The 23,202-nt window shown below is 62.9% G+C and carries 22 protein-coding genes; 6 read left to right on the plus strand and 16 right to left on the minus strand.

Annotation, left to right across the window (positions count from 1 at the left end; genetic code table 11):
* Positions 1–2: 2 nt before the first annotated feature.
* The 5 genes from AC1RCO_RS14855 to trxA all read right to left on the minus strand — a co-directional run bounded on the left by AC1RCO_RS14855 (position 3) and on the right by trxA (position 5,263).
* Entirely contained in the window at positions 3–653 is a 651-nt protein-coding gene (locus AC1RCO_RS14855) for a gamma-glutamylcyclotransferase (RefSeq protein WP_011064153.1), read from the minus strand.
* A gap of 214 nt (positions 654–867) precedes the next feature.
* A complete protein-coding gene (locus AC1RCO_RS14860; protein WP_011064154.1) occupies positions 868–1,836 on the minus strand; it encodes a CDP-6-deoxy-delta-3,4-glucoseen reductase in 969 nt (322 codons plus the stop codon).
* Positions 1,836–3,302, minus strand: a complete 1,467-nt coding sequence (gene ubiD / locus AC1RCO_RS14865; RefSeq protein WP_492617830.1) for a 4-hydroxy-3-polyprenylbenzoate decarboxylase — start codon at positions 3,300–3,302, stop codon at positions 1,836–1,838. Before ubiD ends, AC1RCO_RS14860 begins: the two co-directional genes overlap by 1 nt.
* Positions 3,303–3,427: 125 nt before the next feature.
* Positions 3,428–4,687, minus strand: coding sequence for a transcription termination factor Rho (gene rho / locus AC1RCO_RS14870; protein WP_011064156.1), 1,260 nt, complete (start codon positions 4,685–4,687; stop codon positions 3,428–3,430).
* A gap of 246 nt (positions 4,688–4,933) precedes the next feature.
* Positions 4,934–5,263 carry a thioredoxin TrxA gene (gene trxA, locus AC1RCO_RS14875; RefSeq protein ID WP_003206727.1) on the minus strand — a complete coding sequence of 110 codons (330 nt, stop codon included), beginning with the start codon at positions 5,261–5,263 and terminating at the stop codon, positions 4,934–4,936.
* Between the two features lie 374 nt (positions 5,264–5,637).
* On the opposite strand from trxA, the gene ppx reads away from it, so the two are divergent.
* Positions 5,638–7,140: an exopolyphosphatase gene (gene ppx / locus AC1RCO_RS14880; RefSeq protein WP_065365051.1), complete on the plus strand. Its 1,503-nt coding sequence runs from the start codon at positions 5,638–5,640 to the stop codon at positions 7,138–7,140.
* Between the two features lie 168 nt (positions 7,141–7,308).
* Here the strand turns inward: ppx and ppk1 are convergent, their stop codons facing one another.
* Both ppk1 and hemB read right to left on the minus strand, forming a co-directional pair.
* Positions 7,309–9,528: a polyphosphate kinase 1 gene (gene ppk1 / locus AC1RCO_RS14885; RefSeq protein ID WP_015637439.1), complete on the minus strand. Its 2,220-nt coding sequence runs from the start codon at positions 9,526–9,528 to the stop codon at positions 7,309–7,311.
* A gap of 18 nt (positions 9,529–9,546) precedes the next feature.
* Entirely contained in the window at positions 9,547–10,560 is a 1,014-nt protein-coding gene (hemB, locus tag AC1RCO_RS14890) for a porphobilinogen synthase (RefSeq protein WP_072451840.1), read from the minus strand.
* Between the two features lie 207 nt (positions 10,561–10,767).
* On the opposite strand from hemB, the gene AC1RCO_RS14895 reads away from it, so the two are divergent.
* Positions 10,768–11,382, plus strand: a complete 615-nt coding sequence (locus AC1RCO_RS14895) for a DedA family protein (protein WP_011064160.1) — start codon at positions 10,768–10,770, stop codon at positions 11,380–11,382.
* Here the strand turns inward: AC1RCO_RS14895 and AC1RCO_RS14900 are convergent.
* Positions 11,363–12,598, minus strand: a complete 1,236-nt coding sequence (locus tag AC1RCO_RS14900) for a sterol desaturase family protein (RefSeq protein ID WP_220223432.1) — start codon at positions 12,596–12,598, stop codon at positions 11,363–11,365. The genes AC1RCO_RS14895 and AC1RCO_RS14900 overlap by 20 nt on opposite strands.
* 113 nt (positions 12,599–12,711) lie before the next feature.
* Here AC1RCO_RS14900 and elbB point away from each other — a divergent pair, with 113 nt between their 5' ends.
* Positions 12,712–13,380 (plus strand): isoprenoid biosynthesis glyoxalase ElbB, encoded by a 669-nt coding sequence (gene elbB, locus AC1RCO_RS14905; RefSeq protein ID WP_015637442.1) that lies wholly within the window; start codon positions 12,712–12,714, stop codon positions 13,378–13,380.
* Between the two features lie 18 nt (positions 13,381–13,398).
* On the opposite strand, the gene AC1RCO_RS14910 is transcribed toward elbB, so the two are convergent.
* On the minus strand, positions 13,399–13,854 hold the full coding sequence (locus tag AC1RCO_RS14910) for a YaiI/YqxD family protein (RefSeq protein WP_220223433.1): 456 nt from the start codon (positions 13,852–13,854) through the stop codon (positions 13,399–13,401).
* 79 nt (positions 13,855–13,933) lie between these two features.
* The gene (locus AC1RCO_RS14915; RefSeq protein WP_011064163.1) at positions 13,934–15,832 is read right to left on the minus strand and encodes a cytochrome c/FTR1 family iron permease; all 1,899 of its coding nucleotides are present in this window, start codon (positions 15,830–15,832) and stop codon (positions 13,934–13,936) included.
* 146 nt (positions 15,833–15,978) lie between these two features.
* On the opposite strand from AC1RCO_RS14915, the gene AC1RCO_RS14920 reads away from it, so the two are divergent.
* Positions 15,979–16,101, plus strand: a complete 123-nt coding sequence (locus tag AC1RCO_RS14920; RefSeq protein ID WP_370505706.1) for a hypothetical protein — start codon at positions 15,979–15,981, stop codon at positions 16,099–16,101.
* Positions 16,102–16,158: 57 nt separating this feature from the next.
* On the opposite strand, the gene AC1RCO_RS14925 is transcribed toward AC1RCO_RS14920, so the two are convergent.
* The 3 genes from AC1RCO_RS14925 to AC1RCO_RS14935 form a co-directional block, all read right to left on the minus strand.
* Complete coding sequence (locus AC1RCO_RS14925) at positions 16,159–16,791, minus strand: LysE family transporter (protein ID WP_011064164.1); 633 nt, start codon at positions 16,789–16,791, stop codon at positions 16,159–16,161.
* Positions 16,792–16,899: 108 nt separating this feature from the next.
* Positions 16,900–17,481, minus strand: a complete 582-nt coding sequence (locus AC1RCO_RS14930; RefSeq protein WP_011064165.1) for a mechanosensitive ion channel family protein — start codon at positions 17,479–17,481, stop codon at positions 16,900–16,902.
* Positions 17,481–19,391: an ATP-binding cassette domain-containing protein gene (locus AC1RCO_RS14935; RefSeq protein ID WP_011064166.1), complete on the minus strand. Its 1,911-nt coding sequence runs from the start codon at positions 19,389–19,391 to the stop codon at positions 17,481–17,483. The genes AC1RCO_RS14930 and AC1RCO_RS14935 overlap by 1 nt, the downstream gene beginning before the upstream one ends.
* A gap of 50 nt (positions 19,392–19,441) precedes the next feature.
* Between AC1RCO_RS14935 and AC1RCO_RS14940 the strand changes: the two genes are divergently transcribed.
* Positions 19,442–19,906, plus strand: a complete 465-nt coding sequence (locus AC1RCO_RS14940) for a TIGR02444 family protein (protein WP_011064167.1) — start codon at positions 19,442–19,444, stop codon at positions 19,904–19,906.
* On the opposite strand, the gene AC1RCO_RS14945 is transcribed toward AC1RCO_RS14940, so the two are convergent.
* The gene (locus AC1RCO_RS14945) at positions 19,903–21,027 is read right to left on the minus strand and encodes an AlgP family protein (protein WP_073698912.1); all 1,125 of its coding nucleotides are present in this window, start codon (positions 21,025–21,027) and stop codon (positions 19,903–19,905) included. The genes AC1RCO_RS14940 and AC1RCO_RS14945 overlap by 4 nt on opposite strands.
* A 193-nt stretch (positions 21,028–21,220) precedes the next feature.
* Here AC1RCO_RS14945 and AC1RCO_RS14950 point away from each other — a divergent pair, with 193 nt between their 5' ends.
* Entirely contained in the window at positions 21,221–21,886 is a 666-nt protein-coding gene (locus AC1RCO_RS14950) for an FKBP-type peptidyl-prolyl cis-trans isomerase (protein ID WP_015637447.1), read from the plus strand.
* Between the two features lie 60 nt (positions 21,887–21,946).
* Here AC1RCO_RS14950 and AC1RCO_RS14955 read toward each other — a convergent pair whose 3' ends face one another.
* On the minus strand, positions 21,947–22,405 hold the full coding sequence (locus AC1RCO_RS14955; RefSeq protein WP_011064170.1) for an Rsd/AlgQ family anti-sigma factor: 459 nt from the start codon (positions 22,403–22,405) through the stop codon (positions 21,947–21,949).
* A gap of 207 nt (positions 22,406–22,612) precedes the next feature.
* Entirely contained in the window at positions 22,613–23,134 is a 522-nt protein-coding gene (locus AC1RCO_RS14960; protein ID WP_053160388.1) for a disulfide bond formation protein B, read from the minus strand.
* Positions 23,135–23,202 lie beyond the last annotated feature (68 nt).

The following is a 23,202-nucleotide window of genomic DNA, read 5'->3' on the forward strand; positions in this document are numbered from 1 at the left end:
CCTCAATGGGCGTCCGCCCCCTTGCAGCGCTTGAGCCGCGCCTCCAGGTTGCGATCTGGCATGGCGTGGCTGCGCAGGGCCTGGACCGTCTGTTCGACATAATCGCGGGTGGTGCCATACCGCCCGCAAGCGCTTTCGAACACCTGGTTCAGGACATCGTCCGGCAGATTGCCGGCATAGCTGGGCAGGTGTCGCTCCAGCACAAAGCCCAGGGCCTGAACCTGGCTGCCATCCTCAAGGCGGCAGTTGAGCCAGTGCGGGCGATAGGAGGGATAAGGCATTTCACGCTGCCACAGGGCGTACAGCGAGGCGTCCAGTTGCTCTTCCGGCAGCCGATAGGCGAAGCCGCTGCAGGAGCCGCCACGATCCAGGCCGAACACCAGCCCCGGCAGCTCCGGCGTGCCGCGATGCTCGTGGGACCACAGGTACAGCCCGCGATGATAACCATGCACTCTGCCCCGCTTGCGTTCGACCGCCGAGCATTCCGGCCGCCAGATCAGTGAACCGTAGGCGAACAGCCACACCGGCCCACCCTTGTGCCGGGCCATGGTGGATTGCATGGAACTGCGAAGTTGGTCGTGCGTCAGCTGCGGGCCCAGATCGAGCCGTGGAGGGTAAGCCAGATTCAGATAACTGGATTCAAGGGCTGTCATGGCGAATAGCGTTCGGCTCCCCGCGTAAAAGAAGTTACTTAATAGAACGCTTGGCAGTAACTGCAAGACACATGAGTTTCAAGGCAAGTTAAGTGCCACTAAGCAGTGGCACTTAAATTGGAGGCTTATATATAACCTACCGGCATTTATTTAATTAGATAAATACCGATAGGCTATATACAGAGTTATAACGCGCCGCGCAGGCCCGATGCAGTCAGGGCCGCGGGGCGTAGGCAAACACGTCGGCGCGCATTTGGTGGGCATCCATCCCGGCACTCACCAGCGCATCCAGGGTGGCGTAGATCATCGCCGGCGAGCCGCTGGCGTAAACGTGTACCGCCGACAGGTCGGTAATGTCCTCGCACACCGCTTCATGCAGCATGCCGCAGCGCCCCTCCCAGCCACACAGGTCGCTGACCACCTTGTGCAGGTAGAGGTTGGGCAGTTGCTGCCACTCGTCCCAGTGTTCCAGCTGGTAGAAATCTTCCGGCCGGCGCACGCCCCAATACAGGTGCACCGGATGCTTGAAGCCGGCGGCCCGACAATGCTCGATCAGGCTGTGCATCTGCGCCATGCCGGTACCGGCGGCGATCAGCACCAGCGGCCCATCCGGCAACTCGGCCAGGTGGGTGTCGCCAAAAGGCAACTGCACCCGAGCCATGCGGTTGCGCTGCAGTTGCTCCATCAGGCTTTGCGCACTGTTCTCGCGCACCAGCACATGCAGTTCCAGATCTCGCCCGCTGTGAGGCGCCGATGCCAGGGAAAAGGCCGACTTCTCACCGTTGTCCCGCTCCAGCATCAGGTACTGCCCGGCGTGATAGCGCGGCGGCTTGCCGGCCGGTGCCCGCAGCCTGACCCGCCAGACATCGCCGCCGACCTCCAGGCATTCAGTAAGCTGACACGACAGGCTGCGCACCGGCAATTCTCCCAGCGCAAGGACGCCATCCCACAGCACGATGCAGTCTTCCAGCGGCTCTGCAATGCAAGTGTAGAACTCGCCGTGATCACGCACGTCGCCAGCTTGCTGCACGCTGCCCTCCACCAGCAGCGCCGCACAGACATGACAGTTGCCATTGCGGCAGCTCTGCGGGCATTCATAGCCCAGGCGCCGCGCCGCATCGAGAATCCGCTCGCCGGGCAGCGTCTCAAGCACGGCTCCGGAGGGCTGCAAGGTTACACGCATCAATCTATTCCTAACTGATTCCAGATGGCATCGATCCGGCGGGTGACCGCCTCATCCTTGACGATGACCCGGCCCCACTCTCGGGTGGTTTCTCCAGGCCACTTGTGAGTCGCATCGAGCCCCATCTTCGAACCCAGGCCAGACACCGGCGAGGCGAAGTCGAGGTAGTCGATCGGGGTATTGTCGATCATCACCGTGTCGCGCTTGGGGTCCATGCGCGTGGTGATGGCCCAGATCACATCGTTCCAGTCCCGGGCATTGATATCGTCGTCGGTGACGATAACGAACTTGGTGTACATGAACTGTCGCAAAAACGACCAGACACCCAGCATGACCCGCTTGGCGTGGCCCGGGTACTGCTTCTTCATGGTCACCACCGCCATGCGGTAGGAACAGCCTTCGGGCGGCAGGTAGAAGTCGGTGATTTCCGGAAACTGCTTCTGCAGGATCGGCACGAAGACTTCGTTCAGCGCGACGCCGAGGATCGCCGGCTCATCGGGCGGCCGGCCGGTGTAGGTGCTGTGGTAGATCGGCTTGATGCGGTGGGTGATGCGCTCCACGGTGAACACCGGGAAGCTGTCGACCTCGTTGTAGTAGCCGGTGTGGTCGCCGTACGGGCCTTCATCGGCCATCTCGCCGGGATGGATCACCCCTTCAAGGATGATTTCAGCCGTGGCCGGAACCTGCAGGTCGTTACCGCGGCACTTCACCAGCTCAGTGCGGTTGCCCCGCAGCAGGCCGGCAAAGGCGTATTCGGAAAGGCTGTCCGGCACCGGGGTCACGGCGCCGAGAATGGTCGCCGGGTCCGCGCCCAGCGCCACCGACACCGGGAACGGCTGGCCCGGGTGCTTCTCGCACCACTCGCGGTAATCCAGCGCGCCGCCGCGGTGGCTCAGCCAGCGCATGATCACCTTGTTGCGGCCGATCACCTGCTGACGATAGATACCCAGGTTCTGCCGGTCCTTGTTCGGGCCCTTGGTCACGGTCAGGCCCCAAGTGATCAGCGGGCCGACATCGCCCGGCCAGCAGGTCTGCACCGGCAGCATGCCAAGGTCGACGTCGTCGCCGTCGATCACCACTTCCTGGCACACCGCATCCTTGACCACCTTGGGCGCCATGGAAATGATCTTGCGGAAGATCGGCAGCTTGGACCAGGCGTCCTTGAGCCCCTTGGGCGGCTCCGGCTCCTTGAGGAACGCCAGCAGCTTGCCGATCTCGCGCAGTTCGCTGACCGCTTCGGCGCCCATGCCCAGGGCCACGCGCTCGGGGGTGCCGAACAGGTTGCCGAGCACGGGGATGTCATAACCGGTGGGGTTTTCAAACAGCAGGGCCGGGCCTTTGGCACGCAAGGTGCGATCGCAGACCTCGGTCATTTCCAGCACTGGGGACACCGGAACCTGGATGCGCTTGAGTTCCGAGCGCTGTTCCAGGCCGCTGATAAAGTCGCGCAAGTCGCGATACTGCATGCGTGAGCCTCGTTTTCGCCGTGGCATTCGGGGCAGGCAGTTTAGCGCCGAACCCACAGGTTCAGAATAGAGAATGTCAGATAGCAAAAAGCCGGGTTTCCCCGGCTCTTGCTGGCCTGATCGATTTACTTGCGTTTCATCGACAGGAAGAACTCATCGTTGGTCTTGGTCTGTTTCAACTTGTCGACCAGGAATTCGATGGCAGCGACTTCATCCATGGGATGCAGCAGCTTGCGCAGGATCCACATGCGCTGCAGCTCGTCGTCGGCGGTCAGCAACTCTTCGCGGCGGGTGCCGGAACGGTTGATGTTGATGGCCGGGAAGACGCGCTTTTCAGCGATCTTGCGGTCCAGGGGCAGTTCCATGTTGCCGGTGCCCTTGAACTCTTCGTAGATCACTTCATCCATCTTCGAGCCGGTTTCAACCAGCGCGGTGGCGATGATGGTCAGCGAGCCGCCTTCCTCGATGTTCCGCGCGGCGCCGAAGAAACGCTTCGGTTTCTCCAGGGCGTGGGCATCGACACCACCGGTCAGGACCTTGCCGGAGCTCGGAATCACGGTGTTGTAGGCACGGGCCAGACGGGTGATGGAGTCCAGCAGGATCACCACGTCCTTCTTGTGTTCGACCAGGCGCTTGGCCTTCTCGATCACCATCTCGGCCACTTGCACGTGGCGGGTTGGCGGCTCGTCGAAGGTGGAGGCGACCACTTCGCCGCGCACAGTGCGCTGCATTTCGGTCACTTCTTCCGGACGCTCGTCGATCAGCAGCACGATCAGATGAACTTCAGGGTTGTTGCGCGTGATGTTCGACGCGATGTTCTGCAGCATGATGGTCTTGCCCGCCTTTGGCGGAGCAACGATCAGACCACGCTGGCCTTTACCGATCGGGGCGCACAGATCGATCACACGACCGGTCAGGTCTTCGGTGGAACCGTTGCCGGCTTCCATCTTCATGCGCACGGTCGGGAACAGCGGCGTCAGGTTTTCGAACAGAATCTTGTTCTTGGCGTTCTCTGGGCGGTCGTAGTTGATGGTATCGACCTTGAGCAGCGCGAAGTAACGCTCGCCTTCCTTGGGAGGGCGGATCTTGCCAACGATGGTGTCACCGGTGCGCAAGTTGAAGCGACGGATCTGGCTTGGCGAGACGTAGATATCGTCCGGGCCAGCGAGATAGGAGGCGTCAGCAGAGCGAAGGAAGCCGAAGCCGTCCTGGAGGATCTCCAGCACGCCATCACCGGAGATTTCCTCACCGCTTTTCGCGTGCTTTTTCAGCAGGGAGAAAATCACGTCCTGCTTGCGCGAACGGGCCATATTTTCTATGCCCATCTGTTCGGCCAATTCGAGCAGTTCGGTAATCGGCTTTTGCTTGAGTTCAGTCAGATTCATATAGGAATGACGTAATCATTTATAGAGGGGGGAAATTAAGCTTTTGGCTTAATGAGGCCGCGCCGCAGAGAAGGCGACAGGATCGCGTACTAATTCGAAAAGGAGAGCGTCGGCGACGGCTTGCAGGGGGCAATGGAGAAACCAGTGCGGGGCCGAATGTAACACCTGAGTTTCGGAGCGTCTAGCCCTCAATTACGAAAAAGCCCCGCATTTTGCGGGGCTTTTTCAAGGGTACCGAATCGACGCTTAGATGTTGGCGTCGAGGAAGGCAGCCAGTTGCGACTTCGACAGTGCGCCAACCTTGGTAGCTTCGACGTTGCCGTTCTTGAACAGCATCAGGGTCGGGATACCACGCACGCCATGCTTGGCCGGGGTTTCCTGGTTCTCGTCGATGTTCAGCTTGGCAACGGTCAGCTTGCCCTTGTAGGTTTCAGCAATTTCGTCCAGAACCGGAGCGATCATTTTGCATGGGCCACACCACTCGGCCCAGTAGTCGACCAGTACAGCGCCTTCGGCTTTGAGTACGTCGGCCTCGAAGCTGGCGTCGCTGACGTGTTTGATAAGATCGCTGCTCATGGAATTCTCCAGGTTGTAAGCAAAAAAACGTGGCCCATCATATCTGCCCTTCCCGCGTTCAGGAAGCCGGAGATGATTGACTCTAACTATGGTGCCCCACGAGTTTGGGTATAGCTCAGCTGGGGACGTTGCGCGGGTTGCACAGGCCATTCGGCAACCCCGGCCGGCACCACGCACCTGTTGCAGCAGGGTCTTTGCCTGGCTGCCAAGGAGCGGCTCGCCCGATTGAACGGGATCTTTCCTGGCCACGGGACCGCCGGGCCACCGCCCCGGCGCAGGCTTTTATGCGTTGAATCAACGCATTGGACACTGCGCGTTGGCGCGAGCCGTTGATCGTGGCAGGATGGCGAGGTTATCGACCGAGACCCCCAACCATGCCCCAATCCCAAGCCAAGAATCTGTCCCTGATCGCCGCGATCGATCTGGGCTCCAACAGCTTTCACATGGTCGTGGCCAAGGCCCGGAACGGTGAAATCCGCATTCTCGAGCGGCTCGGAGAAAAGGTTCAACTGGCCGCCGGCATCGACGAAGAACGCCAGCTCAACGAAGAATCCATGCAGCGCGGTCTCGACTGCCTCAAGCGCTTCGCCCAACTGATCAACGGCATGCCCCAGGGCACGGTGCGCATCGTCGGCACCAACGCCCTGCGCGAAGCCCGCAACCGCGGCGAGTTCATTCGCCGTGCCGAGGAAATCCTCGGCCACCCGGTGGAAGTCATCTCCGGCCGTGAAGAAGCCCGCCTGATCTACCTCGGGGTGTCCCACACCCTCGCCGACACCCCGGGCAAGCGCCTGGTGGCCGACATCGGCGGCGGCAGTACCGAATTCATCATCGGCCAGCGCTTCGAACCCCTGCTGCGCGAGAGCCTGCAGATGGGCTGCGTAAGCTTCACCCAGCGCTATTTCCGCGACGGCAAGATCACCCCTGCCCGCTATGCCCAGGCCTACACCGCCGCACGCCTGGAGATCATGAGCATCGAGCATGCCCTGCATCGCCTGACCTGGGACGAAGCCATCGGCTCGTCCGGAACCATTCGCGCCATTGGCCTGGCCCTCAAGGCTGGCGGCCAGGGTAGCGGCGAGGTCAACGCCGAAGGGCTGGCCTGGCTCAAGCGCAAGCTGTTCAAGCTCGGCGACGCCGAGAAGATCGACTTCGAAGGCATCAAGCCCGACCGCCGGGCGATCTTCCCCGCCGGCCTGGCAATTCTCGAAGCGATCTTCGACGCCCTGGAACTGCAACGCATGGATCACTGCGAAGGCGCCCTGCGTGAAGGCGTGCTCTACGATCTGCTGGGCCGCCATCATCACGAAGACGTCCGTGAACGCACCCTCAGCTCGCTGATGGAGCGCTACCACGTCGACCTGGAACAAGCCTCTCGCGTTGAAGGCAAGGCCCTGCGCGCCTTCGACCAGGTGGCCGCGGACTGGGACCTGGAAGACGGCATCTGGCGCGAACTGCTGGGCTGGGCGGCCAAGGTCCATGAAGTGGGGCTGGACATCGCCCACTATCACTACCACAAGCACGGTGCCTACCTGATCGAGCACTCGGACCTGGCGGGTTTCTCCCGGGAAGACCAGCAGATGCTGGCTCTCCTGGTGCGCGGCCACCGCCGCAACATCCCCAAGGAGAAATTCGCCGAGTTCGGCGATGACGGCATCAAGCTGATCCGTCTGTGCGTGCTGCTGCGTTTCGCCATCCTGTTCCACCACATCCGTGGCACCCAGCAGATGCCTCAGGTGAGCCTCAGCGCCGAAGGCGATCAGCTGGATGTGGAGTTCCCGGAAAACTGGCTGGATGAAAACCAGCTGACCCAGGCCGACTTCGCCCTAGAAGCCGAATGGCTGACCCGGGTCGGCATCGTGCTCAACGTCAGCTGACCTGCCACGGACCTGTAGGAGCCGGCTTGCCGGCGAAGAGGCCGCGAAACCTTGCATCGCTCGCAGGGACGTCTTCGCTGGCAAGCCAGCTCCTACAGCTCTTGCAAACCGCACAAAAAAGGCCAGCCCGGTGATCGGGCTGGCCTTTTTCATTGGCGCCTGTCGCGCTTAGCGCACCGGCAACACCGGGCTGCCGAGACGCTCCAGCAGGGTCGCCTGGGCACTGCGCGGGTTCTGATTACCGGTCGGCGTATTGCGGATGTAGCGACCGTCGGACTGCAGGCTCCAGCTGTGGGTGTTATCGGTGAGATAACTTTCCAGCTCTTTCTTGACCCGCAGGATCAGCTTCTTGCCTTCCACCGGGAAGCAGGTCTCGACCCGCTTGTCGAGGTTGCGCTCCATCCAGTCGGCACTGGAAAGGAACATCTGTTCCTCGCCGCCATTGAGGAAGTAGAACACCCGGGTGTGCTCCAGGAAGCGGCCGATGATCGAGCGCACGTGGATGTTGTGCGAGACCCCGGCAATGCCCGGACGCAGGCAGCACATGCCACGCACCACCAGGTCGATGCGCACGCCCGACTGGCTGGCCTTGTACAGCGCGCGAATGATCTTCGGATCGGTCAATGAGTTGAACTTGGCGATGATGTGCGCCGGTTTGCCGTCCAGGGCGAACTGCGTCTCCCGGGCGATCATGTCGAGCATGCCCTTCTTCAGGGTGAACGGCGCATGCAGCAACTTCTTCATGCGCAGGGTCTTGCCCATGCCGATCAGCTGGCTGAACAGCTTGCCCACGTCCTCGCACAAGGCATCGTCGGAGGTCAGCAGACTGTAGTCGGTGTACAGACGGGCGTTGGCCGCGTGGTAGTTGCCGGTGCCCAGGTGCGCATAACGCACGATCTCGCCGGCTTCGCGACGCAGGATCAGCATCATCTTGGCGTGGGTCTTGAACCCCACCACGCCGTAGATCACCACCGCACCGGCCGCCTGCAGACGGCTGGCCATCTGCAGGTTGGACTCTTCGTCAAACCGCGCACGCAATTCGATCACCGCGGTGACCTCCTTGCCGTTGCGCGCCGCGTCCACCAGGGCGTCGACGATCTCCGAGTTGGCACCACTGCGGTACAGGGTCTGGCGCACTGCCAGCACATGCGGGTCCTTGGCAGCCTGGCGCAGCAGGTCGACCACCGGGGTGAAGGATTCGAACGGGTGCAGCAGCAGGATGTCCTGCTTGCTGATGACGCTGAAGATGTTCTCGCTGTTCTGCAGCAGCTTGGGGATCTGCGGAGTGAACGGGGTGTATTGCAGCTCCGGGTGGCTGTCCAGGCCGGTGATGCTGAACAGCCGCGTCAGGTTCACCGGGCCGTTGACCTGGTACAGCTCGGTCTCGTGCAGGTTGAACTGCTTGAGCAGGTAGTCCGACAGGTGCTTGGGGCAGGTGTCGGCCACTTCCAGGCGGACCGCGTCACCGTAGCGACGGGAGAACAGCTCGCCGCGCAGCGCACGGGCCAGGTCTTCGACGTCCTCGGTGTCCACTGCCAGGTCGGCGTTTCGGGTCAGGCGGAACTGATAGCAGCCTTTTACCTTCATGCCCTGGAACAGGTCATCGGCGTGGGCGTGGATCATCGACGAGAGGAACACATAGTTGTCGCCAGGGCCGCCGACTTCTTCCGGCACCTTGATGATCCGCGGCAGCAGGCGCGGCGCGGGGATGATCGCCAGGCCCGAATCGCGCCCGAAGGCGTCGATGCCTTCCAGCTCGACGATGAAGTTCAGGCTCTTGTTCACCAGCAATGGGAACGGGTGCGTCGGGTCCAGGCCGATGGGGGTGATGATCGGCGCGATCTCGTCGCGGAAATAGCGGCGAACCCAGGTCTTGAGCTTGGTGGTCCAGTAGCGGCGACGGATGAAGCGGATCTGATGTTTTTCCAGCTCCGGCAACAGGATGTCGTTGAGAATCGCGTACTGGCGGTCGACATGCCCGTGCACCAGTTCGCTGATGCGCGCCAGCGCCTGGTGCGGCTGCAGGCCGTCGGCACCGGCCTGTTCGCGAGCGAAGGTAATCTGCTTCTTCAGGCCCGCCACACGGATCTCGAAGAACTCGTCCAGGTTGCTGGAGAAGATCAGCAGGAACTTCAGGCGCTCCAGCAACGGATAGGACTCATCCAGTGCCTGCTCCAGCACGCGGATGTTGAATTGCAGCTGCGACAGCTCGCGGTGGATGTACAGGCTGCTGTCATCCAGGTTGGGAATGACGATGGCCGGTGCCGGTTGCGTCTCGGCCACCGCGGCCGGGGCCACTGGCTCCAGTTCCGGCGGGGTCTCCACCACTTGCTCGACCACCGGCTGAGCTTCTTTTACGGCAACTTCTGAGAGTCCTTCAGTATTCATCGCGTGTTCCTGGGAGGGCTATTTTTGCTCTCGTAACAATTGAGCAGCACGAACGGCAAAGTAAGTCAGGATGCCATCGGCACCTGCACGTTTAAAAGCGGTCAGGGATTCAAGAATAACCCCCTCACCCAACCAACCATTCTGGATTGCTGCCATGTGCATGGCGTATTCGCCGCTGACCTGATAGACAAAGGTCGGCACCTTGAATTCATCTTTGACCCGCCAGAGGATGTCCAGGTACGGCATGCCCGGCTTGACCATGACCATGTCCGCGCCTTCGGCGAGGTCCGCCGCCACTTCATGCAGGGCTTCCTGGCCGTTGGCCGGGTCCATCTGGTACGAGGCCTTGTCGGCCTTGCCCAGGTTCAGCGCCGAGCCCACCGCATCGCGGAAGGGGCCGTAGTAGGCGCTGGCGTACTTGGCCGAGTAAGCCATGATGCGCACGTTGGCATGCCCGGCCAGTTCCAGGGCCTCGCGGATCGCCTGGACCCGCCCGTCCATCATGTCCGACGGTGCCACCACCTGGGCGCCGGCCTCGGCATGGGACAGGGCCTGGCGCACCAGGGCGTCGACGGTGATGTCGTTCTGCACATAACCCTGTTCGTCGAGGATGCCGTCCTGGCCATGGGTAGTGAACGGGTCAAGGGCAACGTCGGTGATCACCCCCAGGGCCGGAAAGCGTTCGCGCAGGGCGCGGGTGGCACGCTGGGCGATGCCGTCGGGGTTCCAGGCCTCGGCCGCATCCAGGGACTTGAGCCCGGCCGGCGTCACCGGGAACAGCGCCAGGGCCGGAATCCCCAGATCGACCCAGAGCGCCGCCTCTTCCAGCAACAGGTCGATGGTCAGGCGCTCCACACCCGGCATCGAAGCCACCGCTTCGCGGCGATTCTCACCCTCGAGCACGAACACCGGCAGGATCAGGTCATCCACGCTCAGGCGGTTTTCCCGCACCAGACGGCGGGAAAAGTCATCGCGACGGTTGCGCCGCAGACGAGTGGCTGGAAACAGGCGGTTGGCGGGGGTAAAGCTCACGGCGGACTCCAGGGCTCGCGCTGGCGGACGAGCGGGACAGTTATAAGCGGGCATTATGACGAACAGATGACAGTTGTGCTCAAGCTGTTGACCGGCAGCAACACTCATTGTCATTGGCCGGATTGTTCACGTCGAGACACATTTCGATACTTTCCCGAACGTCGTCGAAGGGGTAGGCTGCGCGTTCATTTCGCCAGCATCCAGACAATGCTCCAACAATTTCTTCAGGATTTCGGCTACTTCGCCCTCTTTCTCGGCACGTTTTTCGAAGGCGAAACCATTCTGGTTCTTGCCGGATTTCTCGCGTTCCGCGGATACATGGATATCAACCTGGTGATGGTGGTTGCCTTCTTCGGCAGCTACGCCGGTGACCAGTTGTGGTACTTCCTGGGGCGCAAGCATGGCCGCAAGCTGCTGGCGCGCAAACCGCGCTGGCAAATGATGGGTGACCGGGCGCTGGAGCATATCCGCAAGCACCCGGATATCTGGGTACTGAGCTTTCGCTTCGTCTACGGGCTGCGCACCGTGATGCCGGTGGCCATCGGCCTGTCCGGCTATCCGCCGGGCCGCTACCTGCTGCTCAACGGTATCGGCGCAGCGATCTGGGCCATAGCCCTGGCCCAGGCGGCCTACCATTTCGGCGCAGTCATGGAAGGCATGCTCGGCAGCATCAAGAAGTACGAGCTGTGGGTGCTGGGCGCCCTGCTGGTCCTGGGCTTCGGCCTGTGGCTGCGCCGGCGCTTCAAGAACGCACGCCTGGCCAAGCAGATCTACGAAGCCGAACAGGCCTCCGCCCGGGAACCTAAGACGCCAGCCGAGTAACACGCGAGCCGCAGCAATACAGCCCGCAGACACTCAGCAGGCTGTAGCTGCCCAGCGCCACCCAGGCCAGGGGGCTGGCCGGCCACAGACCGACCAGCGGCGCCAGCCATACCAGGGGCAGATTCAGCAGCAGCCGCGCCCCTTCCAGTTTCAGGCTCCAGGGCCGATCCTCCAGAGCCGCGCCCAGTACGAACAGACCCAAGGCCATCGCGCCCCCGCCCAGCAGCAGTGCCTGGACCGACAGGCTGCTCTGGGCATTCATCAGGTAGCTGCCCAGGGCTACATACACCGCGAACTGCAGCACCACGTACATCTGACGCCGCACATCCAGGGCCACCTCGAATTTGCGAAACTGGCTCAGCTCCGGCTTGGCCAGGGGATAACGGGCCTGCACATCCGCCGGGCGCCAGCCGGTGCGCATGAACCAGATCCGCAGCTTGTCCCGCACATGCTCGGTGCGCCGGGCATCATTCCAGAGCTGGGCATAGAACTGCAGATTGGCCCACAGCGGGTTCCAACTGGCCAGCGGGGTCGTCACGCCGAACACCACGGGCTCGTTGTCGTCCTCTTCCTGGTAGGTGCCGAACAGCCGGTCCCAGAGAATGAACACCCCGCCGTAGTTGCGATCCATATAAAGAGCGTTCTGCGCGTGATGGGCCCGGTGATTGGAGGGGGTCACGAAGAACCATTCATACCAGCCCAGCTTGCCGATGTGCCGGGTATGCACCCAGAACTGATACAGCAGATTGAGGGCTGCCACCGTGACGAACACCACCAGCGGCACCCCGAGTACCGCCAGGGGCAGGTAGAAGATCCAGCTCAACAGGAAGCCGGTGCTGGTCTGGCGCAGAGCCGTGGAGAGGTTGTAGTCCTCGCTCTGGTGGTGCACCGAGTGAGCGGCCCAGAGGATATTGCGTTCATGACCGCAGCGATGCAGCCAGTAGTAGCAGAAGTCGTACAGGACAAAGGCCCCGATCCATACCCAGAGGCTGTGCGCCGGCAGCTCGAACAGCCCCCAGTGCTGGAGGGCGAAGGTATAAGTGACCAGGCCCAGCCCCTTGGTCAGCAGGCCCGTGGTGGTGGACAACACGCCGGTGCTGATGCTATTGACCGCATCGGCAACCCGGTAGTTATTCACTCCCCGCCAGCGATCGACCAACAATTCAGCAACAATCAACACAAAGAAAAACGGCACCGCATAGAGGATGAGGTTCATGGCGCGACCCGATCGATATCGATAACCAAGATTAGTTCCGACGACTCCATCCCCCTATGGCCAGGTGTGACAAACAGGCGGACATTTAGCGCCATGAATCTGGAGAAAAACCCATGAGCAAAAAAGTTGCAGTGATCCTTTCCGGTTGCGGCGTGTTCGACGGCGCCGAAATCCACGAAAGCGTGATCACCCTGCTGCGCCTCGACCAACGCGGCGCCCAGGTGCAGTGCTTCGCCCCGAACATCCCCCAGATGCATGTGCTCAACCACCTGACCGGCGAAACCATGGCCGAGACCCGTAACGTGCTGGTGGAATCGGCGCGCATCGCCCGGGGTGAGGTCAAGGACCTGCGCGAAGCCCGCGTCGAAGACTTCGATGCGCTGATCATTCCCGGTGGCTTCGGGGCAGCCAAAAACCTCTCCAGCTTCGCCACCGAAGGCGCTGCCTGCACAGTCCAGGCCGACGTCCTGGCCCTGGCCGAAGCCTTTGCCGAAGCCGGCAAGCCGGTGGGCCTGATGTGCATCGCCCCGGCCATGGCCGCGAAGATCTACGGCCCCGGCGTGACCTGCACCATCGGCAACGATGCCGACACCGCAGCCGCCCTGGGCAAGATGGGCGCCACCCACGCCGAATGCGCAGTGGGCGAGATCATCGAAGACAAGGCGCGCAAACTGGTGAGCACCCCCGCCTACATGCTGGCGAAATCCATCAGCGAAGCGGCCTCGGGCATCAACAAGCTGGTGGACCGGGTGCTGGAGCTGACCCACGAAGGCGACAAGTGAGCCTCTAGCGAGCGCCCCTCAGGCCTGGCGCGCCAAGCGCGTCAGGATGCGGTCCAGGGCGTTGGCGAAGGCCTGTTTTTCCCGGTCGCCATAGGGCGCTTGCCCACCACTGACCTGCCCCTGTTCACGCAGGTCGGTAAACAGGTTGCGCACCGCCAGGCGCTCGCCCATGTTCTGTGCGTCGAACTCCTTGCCCCGCGGGTCCAGGGCCGCCACGCCCTTTTTCACCAGGCGGTCGGCCAGCGGCACGTCACTGCAGATCACCAGTTCACCGGGCACTGCGTGCTCCACCAGGTAATCGTCGGCGGCATCCAGGCCGCTGGGCACCACGATCAGCCTGACGCAGGCGAAGGCCGGCTTGATCTGCGCCTGTCCGGCCACCAGCACCACTTCAAACTGGCGCTTCAGGGCGAAGCGCACTACTTGATCCTTGGCCGCCTTGGGGCAGGCATCGGCATCGATCCAGACACGCATTGAATGTTCTCCCTCCAGAATGCAGAACGGGCAAGCCGCCCCTTCAGGAGCGGGCTTGCCCGCAATCAACTACGCCGGCTCAGGAAGCCTGCACGCGGCGCTTCTCACTCATGCGGCTGCGGCTGTAGAGCACCACGATCGCCAGGATCGCCACCGCCTGGGCACCCAGCGAGTAGGCGTCGGCATGAATACCCAGCCAGTCGAAGTCGAAGAACGGCACTGGCCGCGTACCGAAGATACCCGCTTCCTGCAACGCCTTGACGCCGTGCCCGGCGAACACCACCGACAAGGCGCAGAGCAGTGCCGCGTTGATGCCGAAGAACAGCGCCAGGGGCAGCTTGGCCGAGCCCCGCAGGATCACCCAGGCCAGCCCCACCAGCAGCACCAGGGCGGTGGCGCCACCGGCCAGTACCGCGTTGTGCCCGGCAGGGCCGGCCTGCAGCCACAGGGTTTCGTAGAACAGAATCACTTCGAACAGCTCGCGATAGACCGAGAAGAACGCCAGCACCGCAAAGCCGAAACGCCCGCCGCCGCCCACCAGGCTGCTCTTGATGTAGTCCTGCCAGGCCGCCGCATGCCGGCGGTCATGCATCCACACCCCGAGCCACAGCACCATGACACTGGCGAACAGCGCGGTAGCGCCTTCGAGCAGTTCACGCTGGGAACCGCTGACATCGATCACGTAGGCCGCCAAGGCCCAGGTACCCAGGCCGGCCAGCAAGGCCAGGCCCCAGCCGACGTTGACACTGCGCACCGCCGATTGCTGGCCGGTGTTACGCAGGAAGGCGAGGATGGCCGCCAGCACCAGGATCGCTTCCAGGCCTTCGCGCAGCAGGATCAGCAGGCCGGAAATAAAGCTCAGAGACCAGCTCAGGCTGTCGCCGCCCAGAAGCTCGGCGGACTCCTTGAGTTTGGCCTTGGCCGCGTCCAGACGCTGTTCGGCCTGGGCCACCGGCAAACCGTCCTGCAACGACTGCCGGTAGGCCATCAGGGCCTTTTCGGTGTCTTTGCGGACGTTGGCATCGACGTTGTCCAGGGAGCTTTCTACCAGCTCGAAACCTTCCAGGTACGCCGCTACCGACAGATCGTAGGCCTGTTCGTGATCACCGCTGCGATAGGCCGCCAGGCTCTTGTCCAGGGTCGATGCGGTGTAGTCCAGCAACTGCGCCGGCCCCCGCTTGACCTGAGGCGGCTGGGCACGCTGGGCACGGAAAGTCGCGGCTGCCTGCGGTCCCTGGGCGGCCAGTACTTCACCCGGTGTCTGCCGGGCCAGGTCGGCCAGATTGAAGCTCTGCTCGCCCTTGGCGGCCGCAGGGTCGGCGCTGAAACTGGCGATGTAGGTGGCCAGGTCCCAACGCTGGCGATCATCCAGTTGATCAGCGAAGGACGGCATGTCGGTGCCTTCCACGCCCAACCCCAGGGTGTTGTAGATGGCATACAGGCTCAGGCGGTCGAGACGTTCGACATCCCGCAGGTTGGCCGGTGGCGGGGTCATGCCCACGCCCGCCGGACCATCGCCGGCGCCCTGCTCGCCATGGCATACCGAGCAGTGCTGGGCGTACAACGGCGCGCCACGGGTCGGATCCGGGGTGATGATCGGCGCCTGGCTGACCTCATAGGCTACCGCCAGCCGGGCCCCCATCTGCCGCGCCTGGCGAGCTACCTGATTGCCATCGACGCGGTCATCCACCGCTTTGCGCAGGCTGACAACGCCTTGCTCCAGTTCAGCCTTTTCCGGTTTGGCCGGCAGATCGGCGATCAACCCCTGCAGGACGCCGAGAAACTCCACCTGCTCACGGTACTCGGACTCGTCAATGACCTTGCCCCCCTCGACCGTGGCGGGATAGTCCGCGCCAATGTAATCCAGCAGATGCAGGGCCTTGGGCGCGCCGTCGACGGTATCGGCCAGCAGGTTGAAGCTGAAAAGCGCCAGCACCGGCAACACTAGCAACGCCAGTAAACGGGAAGGGGCAATCATGAATAAATCTCAAAGGGAAATAAGAAGTAACATATTGTTCCCTCCCAACGAGTTTCACTCAAGGCTTATCAGCCCCGCTGAAACATCTTCGCTCACAGGCCACCAGCCTCACGCCCAGCTAGCACCCGCTCCCCTGCGTGCGCAAAGTGTCCAAGCCCCTGGGCGAAGACGTCACCCGGCAGTTGGGTCGTGACAGCTGCGAGCAACCGCGCCAAGCGCCGATGCGCAACAACCAGCCGCCGGACACGGCGCCAGTGACCCTGCGCTAAACCGCACGCAAACGAAAAAGGCGACCCGGTGGGTCGCCTTTTCTTGTTCCTGCAAACCTAGGCCGCCGCTTTGCGGATAGTTGCCAGAAAACCCGCGGCGCCGAGGAACAGGCCGGCGAAGGTGCGGTTCATCCGCCGCTGCTGGACCGGGGTGCGCAACAGGCGCAGGACCTTGGACGCCAGCCCCGTATAGCCGGCCATGACGATCAGGTCGACCACGATCATGGTGGCGCCGAGAATCAGGTACTGCTTGACCAGGGGGGCATGGGGATCGATGAACTGCGGCAACACCGCCAGCATGAACACCAGCGCCTTGGGGTTGCTGATGTTTACCAGGAAACCGCGAAACACCAGGGCCAGGGGCTTGCCGATGGGGCGAATGGCGGCGTCATCACTGAGGTCGCTGGGCAGCGCGCGCCACTGCTTGACCGCCAGGTACACCAGGTAGGCCACACCGAACCACTTGATGGCATAGAAGGCCGTGGCAGAGGCCGCGAGAATGGCCCCGACACCGGCCGCGACAATGGCAATCTGCATGGCCAGGCCCAGTTGCAGCCCCAGGGCGTTCCAGTAGCCGCGCCAGAAACCGTATTGCAGGCCGCAGGACATCGACGCAATGGCGCCGGCGCCCGGGGAAAGACTGATTACCCAACTGGCGGCAAAGAACGCCAGCCATGTCTCAAGCACCATCGCACACCTCGGATCGAATTGGTCGTGACTGCCTAAGCTAATCCTCCGCTTGGCGGCTGACCATATTTTTTTCGCCCAAAGGTGATGCAACGGCTACAGAGGAAGGGGTTACTTTTCGCCGCTGCCCACGGGCAGCACATCAGTGCCACGCCAGCGGCGCACCGAGCGCTGGAAGAACAGGCTGTTGGGCACCTGGACCATGGCGCTGCCGGTGCCGGCTTCCTCGGCTTCGATCAGGGTGGTGTACAGCAGGTTGATCGCCACGACCCGGCCCTTGACCCCAGGCTTGTCGACGGTGTCCACCAGCTCCACCACGTCACCCAGGCGGAACGGGCCAACCGTGAAGATCAGGATCGCGCAGAGCAGGTTGGAGAGCACGCTCCACATGGCGAAGAAGGCCACCGCCGCCACGGCGACGAAGCCTGAAAGGGCGGTCCACAGCACCGTGGCGGAAACCCCCAGGCGCTCCAGCACGAAGATCACCGCGCTGCCCATGATCAGCCAGCGCAGGCCGCCCCGCAGGGGCATCAGCAACTGCGGCGGGAACGGGTAGCGCTCGCCCAGGCGGGTCAGGCCACGAGCCACGAAGCGCTGGGCCAGGTAGCCCGCCAGGAGGATCAGCAGGATCTGCACGCCAATCCACAACGGGCCGATCCACTGGGCCGGCAACGGTAATTGCAGCGCCTCCATCAGGACAGCGCCTCCAGCTCGGCCTGCATGCTTTCCAGCAGTTCCAGGGCCTCCATCCAGGCTTCTTCCAGCTCGGACTCACGGGTCTTGAGCTTGGCCTGCTCGGCCAGCAGATCCCGCAACTCATCCTTGCGCGCAGCCTCGTACAAACCGCTGTCGCCCAGGCTGGCCTCGATCTTGGCCAAGCGCTCATGCACCTTGCCCAACTCGGCTTCCAGCTTGTCGGCCTCGCGCTTGTGCGGTGCCAGTTGCTGACGCAACGCCGCGGCGGCCTGGCGCTGGGCCTTCTTGTCGGTCTTGTCCGGGTTCACCGGCGTGTTGCTGACCGGGGCATTGCGCTGGCGGTAATCCACCAGCCAACGGGTGTAGTCGTCCAGGTCGCCGTCGAACTCTTCGACCTTGCCGTCGGCCACCAGGAAGAAGTTGTCGGTGGTGCTCTTGAGCAGATGGCGATCGTGGGAGACCACCAGCACCGCACCACTGAACTCTTGCAGGGCCATGGTCAGGGCCAGGCGCATCTCCAGGTCCAGGTGGTTGGTGGGTTCGTCGAGCAGCAGCAGATTGGGCCGCTCCCAGGCGATCAGCGCCAGGGCCAAACGGGCTTTTTCACCGCCGGAGAAGTTCAGCACCGGCTCGTCGATCCGTGCGCCGCGGAAGTCGAAGCCGCCGAGGAAGTCGCGCAGGGTCTGCTCGCGCTCGGTGGGCGCCAGGCGCTGCAGATGCAGCAAGGGGCTGGCCTTGGAGTCCAGGGAATCGAGCTGATGCTGGGCGAAGTAACCGACAACGGTGTTCTCGCCCCGGGTCAGGCGCCCGGACAGCGGCTGGAGTTCGCCGGAGAGGTTCTTGATCAGGGTCGACTTGCCGGCGCCGTTGGGCCCCAGCAGGCCGATCCGCGCGCCCGGAGTCAGCTGCAGCTTGACCTTCTCCAGGACCGCACGCTCGCCATAGCCCAGGCGGGCATCGGAGAGGTCGATCAGCGGGCTGGAGATCTTCGTCGACTCACGGAAGGTGAAATCGAAGGGCGAATCGACGTGGGCCGCCGACAGCTCCTCCATGCGTTCCAGGGCCTTGATCCGGCTCTGTGCCTGCCGGGCCTTGGTGGCCTGGGCCTTGAAGCGGGCGATGTAGCTTTCCATGTGCGCGCGCTGCGCCTGCTGCTTCTCGTAGGCTTGCTGCTGCTGGGCCAGACGCTCGGCACGGGCGCGTTCGAAGGCGCTGTAGCCACCGCGATAGAGGGTGATCTTGCGCTGGTCGACGTGGGCCACGTGATCGACCACGGCATCGAGGAAGTCCCGGTCGTGGGAGATCAGGAGCAAGGTGCCGGGGTAACCCTTGAGCCACTCTTCGAGCCAGATGATGGCGTCGAGATCCAAGTGGTTGGTAGGTTCGTCGAGCAGCAGCAGGTCCGAGGGACACATCAGCGCCTGCGCCAGGTTCAGGCGCATCCGCCAGCCCCCGGAGAAGTCGCCGACCTGACGGTCCATCTGCTCGTTGGTGAAACCCAGGCCAGCCAGCAGCTTGCGCGCCCGCGCATCGGCGGTGTAACCGTCGGCGCTGTCCAGCTCGGCATGCAAGCGCGCTTGCGCGGCGCCGTCCTGGGCCGCTTCTGCAGCGGCCAGGTCACGCTGCACCTGGCGCAGGCGCAAGTCGCCGTCGAGCACATAGTCCACCGCCAGGCGCTCGAGGGTATCGACCTCCTGGCGCATGTGGGCGATGCGCCAGTCGGCCGGCAGGAAGCAGTCACCCGAGTCCGGGTGCAGCTCACCGCGCAGCAAGGCAAAGAGGCTGGATTTGCCGGCGCCGTTGGCACCGATCAGGCCGGCTTTCTGGCCGGCGTGCAGGGTTAGCTCGGCGTCTTCTAGCAGACGTTGCGGGCCACGCTGTAAAGTCAGGTTCTGAAGTCGAATCATAATGGCGGCGGAGTCTACCAGCTTCGTTAGCAACTGGCGCGAGTAGCAATATGTCCCCTGACCTGTGGAGCTTTGCCCTGAAGACTTACGCCCTGCCCGGTGTGCAGGAGGCCTGCCTGCAACTGCAGGATGGCGGGGCCAATGTCTGTCTGTTGCTCTGTGGCGCCTGGCTTGGCCAAAGGGGGGTCGACTGCGATAAACAGCGCCTGCAAGCGCTCGAAGAGTTGGCTGCGCCCTGGTATCAGGAGGTGGTCGAACCCCTGCGCAAACTGCGGATTGAGTGGCGAGCCGCCGCGGCCAGCGACGTGCAACTGAGCACCTTGCGCGAACAACTCAAGGCCCTGGAACTGGATGCCGAACGGCAGTTGCTGCTGCGTCTGCAGGAAGGGGCACGAAAGTGGCCCGAAGCTCAGGCCCGGAGCCTGAATGACTGGCTGGAAGGACTGGCGGCCGAAGCCGCCGTCCGGAACCGCAATGCGCTGCAGGTACTGCGCATCGCGGTGGCCGGCGCTTAGGAAGCGCTGGAAGGGTTGCTGGCTGGAGCCGACGCAGGAACAGCGGGTGCACTTGCAGCTGGTGCCGGCGAGGCAGCCGGAGCAGGAGTTGCAGGCTTGGCCGCTGCGGGCGCGGGAGCTGCAGGTTTGGCAACTGGAGCAGTTGGCTTGGCTACAGCAGGCTTGGCGGCTGCGGGCTTGGCAGCAGGCTTTTTCGCGGCCGGCTTGGCAGCGGGTTTTGCTGCGGGTTTGGCGGCAGCAGGCTTGGCGGCAGGCTTGGCCGCCGATGCCGCGGCTGGCTTGGCAGCTGCAGGTTTGCTCGCGGGTTTGGCCGGAGCTTTTGTAGCGGCGGGTTTCGCTGCTGGTTTAGCGGCCGGTTTGGCGGCAGCCGGTTTAGCCGCAGCGGTCTTGGTGGCAGCAGGTTTCGCTGCTGGCTTGGCGGCTACGGGCTTAGCGGCAGGTTTAGCAGCTGGCTTGGCCGCAGCGGCTTTGGTCGCAGGCTTCGCAGCGGGCTTGGCGGCTGGCTTGGCAGCTACCGGTTTGGCAGCCGCCGCTTTGCCAGCAACAGGCTTAGTCGCTGGTTTGGCAGCAGGCTTGACGGCTGCGGTTTTGGCCGCGGCGGGCTTGGCTGCACTGGCAGCAACAGGTTTTTTCGCCGCCGGCTTGGCAACAGCTTTGGCCGGTGCCTTGGCAGCAGGCTTGGCCGCTGGTTTTTTAGCTGCTACCGCTGCCGGCTTGGCATCACGAGAGCTCAATGCCTTGCCTACCGCTTCCTTCACACGACCCACGCCTTGAGCCAGTTTCAGGCTCTCCTGGGCATCGCGCTTGAGTTGCAGAATGTAGCTGCGGGTTTGTGCCTGACGCTCTTTCAGGGCGTCCAGCAAGTCTTCGAGTTCCTTGACCGCGGTCTTCGCCTTGGCTTGTGCCTTGGCCTTGCCGGCCGCCGCAGCGTCCTGCAGTTTGGTGCGCGATTTGTGCAGTTTTTCCTGCGCCTTGCCCCGTTGTTTTTCCAGCTTGGCGAGCAGTTTTTCAGCATCAGCCAAGGCTTGGGAACAAGCGTTTTCCAAATGTTCGAGCAAGCTGCCCGACAGCTGTTGGAGCAAATGCAACGGAGTATTTACAGGCTTCTTATTGGCCGACATGGTTTACCTCCTGGCTGACGTGAGTTGCGGCTCATACTAGACCTCTGCTGCTACCGCCGCTAGGGCATGTTGACAGTATCGAAAGCCTGGCGTTGCAGCCGAACGAAAATGTTCTTCGCCCCCATCGAAGTTGCTCACCAACGAGCGCTTTGTCGCTGGCATAATCCACCGCAACTCAGGCCGGAGAGTGCCCATGTCGCGTTACCTGTTTTTATCCTTGAGCCTGTTCTTGCCACTGGCTCAGGCGGCTGCCGAAGCACCATCCAACAACGCTCACGATCTTGCCTACAGCCTGGGGGCAAGCCTCGGTGAGCGCCTGCGCGATGAGGTGCCCGACCTGCAGATCCAGGCCCTGGTCGAAGGCTTGAGGGCCGCCTATCAAGGCAAGCCTCTGGCGCTGAAAAGCGAACGCATCGAACAGATCCTTGCCGAGCACGACGCACAGATCAGCGAACAGTCGGCCAAGTCTCAGACAGAGATCGCGCTGAAAAACGAACAGCGCTTTCTCGATGAAGAAAAGGCCAAGCCCGGGGTCCGCCAACTGGCAGACGGCATCCTGCTGACCGAGTTGAGCCCTGGCAGCGGCAACAAGGCCAGCCCCAACGGCTCGGTCCAGGTGCGCTACACCGGGCGCCTGCCAGACGGCACCGTGTTCGATCAGACCCAGCAGCCGCAATGGTTCCGCCTCGACAGCGTGATCGCCGGCTGGCGTAGCGCACTGTCGCAGATGCCCACTGGAGCCCGGTGGCGCCTGGTAATCCCGTCGAACCAGGCCTATGGCACCGAAGGCGCCGGGGACCTGATCGCGCCCTACACCCCACTGGTGTTCGACATCGAATTGCTCGGTGTCGCTGGCTGAAGCACCACAACGAAAAACGGCACGCCGAGGCGTGCCGTTTTTCCTGGTAGGTTCCTGTGCTCAGGCCTGAGCCACAGCTTCCTGCTTGTGGGCGTTGTGCAGCACTTCGATCAGGCAGTCTTCCAGCTCGAAGCGTTCATGCAGCAGGCCACCGAGTTCCTTGAACTTCTGCGCCACGCACTGGCCGGCGTCGCACAGGTCATTGAACGCCAGGAGCTTTTCGGTGATCACGTCGATGCGTGGGTAGAGGGTGTCGGCCAACTCCAGCCCGCGCTTGTCGCCAAACGCCTTGGCTTCGCTGGTCAGCTGTTCGTAGATTTCAAAATGGCCGGCGGAGACGTAGTCCACCAGGATCCCGCAGAATTCCTGCAGCGGCTTCTTGCTCTCACTCAGTGCCTCGGGCTCCGCGCCCAACGCATCATAGGCTCGAACCAGTTCGTGACGCTCCTGCAACCAGCGGTCGATCAGCAGATGCACTCCACCCCAGCGTTCCTGAGCATTCTGACAACTTTCGAGCATGGTGATCTCTCTTCCCTTATGGGTCATGCCGCTTGTCCGCCGCTCCTTTCTGGAGACTCTGGATCCGGTCAGGCACAACAGCATCGAGCAACATAATTCCAGTGACAGGTGCGGGCCAGATTATGCCCGCTCGACTACAGCATCAAGGTACGCAGGAGATAAAGTTCATACAAGCGTTTAATCCCCGCCCTCCTGCCAAACACTGACTCAGGGCAACGCCACGGCCTTGCGCGCGCCCCGTAGCTGACGCCACAGGCGGTAGCCGCTAAAGATCAGCATGATCACGAAAAACAGCAGGCTCCACTCCGGCAAGCTCATGTCCAGCAGGGTCCAGGTGACCTCAGCGCAATCGGAGGTGCCCATGAAAGTCAGCTTCAACGCCTGCCACCAGGACAACTGGCGGAGCATGAAGGACATGTCCGGCAGGCAGGCCAGCAACTGTTCGGAAGGAATGTTCTGCAACAGCACATGGCGTCCCGCGGTGACCACCCCCAGCAGGCCCAACAGCAGGTTGAGCCCCCAGTAGACCGCCCGCCCCACGCGCCCTGGCCCCTGGATCACGGCCAGCAGATTGACCCCACCCAATGCCAGCAACAGCAGGCGCTGCACGCCCCACAGCGAACAGGACTCGAGGCCGCCACCCGTTTGCAGGTTGAACGCCGCCCACGAGGCCAAAGCCCCCACCAGGAACACCAGGGAGAACAGCAAGCGGGAGCCGGCCAGCGACATGAGATATCCGTAACGGGAGAAACAGGCAGCCACGGTAGAGAAAGCGCTCGCTGCTTTCAAGAAGCGCT

Source organism: Pseudomonas sp. GW823-FHT03E05, assembly GCF_058796855.1.